The sequence below is a fragment of the Neisseria sp. P0021.S007 genome, assembly GCF_051956855.1.
Window position 1 is genome coordinate 1 of the sequence record NZ_JBQCXA010000268.1, and the last position, 873, is coordinate 873.

The 873-nt window shown below is 51.0% G+C and carries 2 protein-coding genes; both read right to left on the bottom strand.

Annotation, left to right across the window (positions count from 1 at the left end; translation table 11 throughout):
• The coding region (locus ACTHUR_RS12720) for a MarC family protein (RefSeq protein WP_440398851.1) at positions 1–185 on the bottom strand (185 nt) is incomplete at its 3' end.
• A gap of 1 nt (position 186) precedes the next feature.
• On the bottom strand, positions 187–873 hold a 687-nt coding region (locus ACTHUR_RS12725), incomplete at its 5' end, for an FtsW/RodA/SpoVE family cell cycle protein (RefSeq protein WP_440398853.1).

An 873-nucleotide genomic window follows, 5' to 3' on the forward strand; every position in this document is an offset into this window, starting at 1 on the left:
CCGCCACTCAGTGCAAAGACGATGATTACGATGAAAACGGCCAATGCGGCAGTACGCGCGATTCTGCGCTTTTCTTTGGTGCTGTGGTTTTGTGTCAGATCAAGATAGATTGAGAGCGCGCTGAAAGGATTAATCAGCACGAGAAATGCCACAAGCAGCTTGCCGATTTCTACACCCAGTTCCATATTATTCCTCGCTTTCAGTTAGGTCATCGTTATCCGCATTACGGCGGCGGAGGTTTTTGTGTTCGTTGGCAATACCCATCAGCAGGGCGAGCACCACCATGATGGAAAGTGTAGCCGTACCGCCGTAGCTGACCAAGGGGAGGGGGACACCTACGACGGGCAAAATACCGCTGACCATGCCCATGTTTACAAAGGCGTAGCAGAAAAAAGTCATGGTCAACGCGCCTGCCAAAGTACGACTGTAAAGGGATTGCGCTTGTGCGGCAATCCACAATCCGCGTGCCAGAATGATGAGGTAAACCAGCAGTAAAAGGATATTGCCAATCAGGCCGAATTCTTCGCCGAATACTGCGAGAATAAAGTCAGTCGTTGATTCGGGAATATAGTCTAAATGGGTTTGCGTACCGTTGAGCCAGCCTTTACCCCATACGCCGCCCGAGCCGATGGCAATCATGGATTGGATGATGTGGTAGCCTGCGCCTAACGGGTCTTTGGTTGGGTCGAGCAGAGTGAGGACGCGGGTTTTCTGGTAGTCGTGCATGCCGTAATTCCACAAGAGCGGCAAAGCGGCCACAAAGGCAATAATGGCGGAAAAAATAGCCTTCCAAGGCAATCCGGCAAAGAAGATGACAAAAATACCCGAAGCCATAATCAGTGCTGCCGTACCCAGATCTGGCTGCTTCAATAT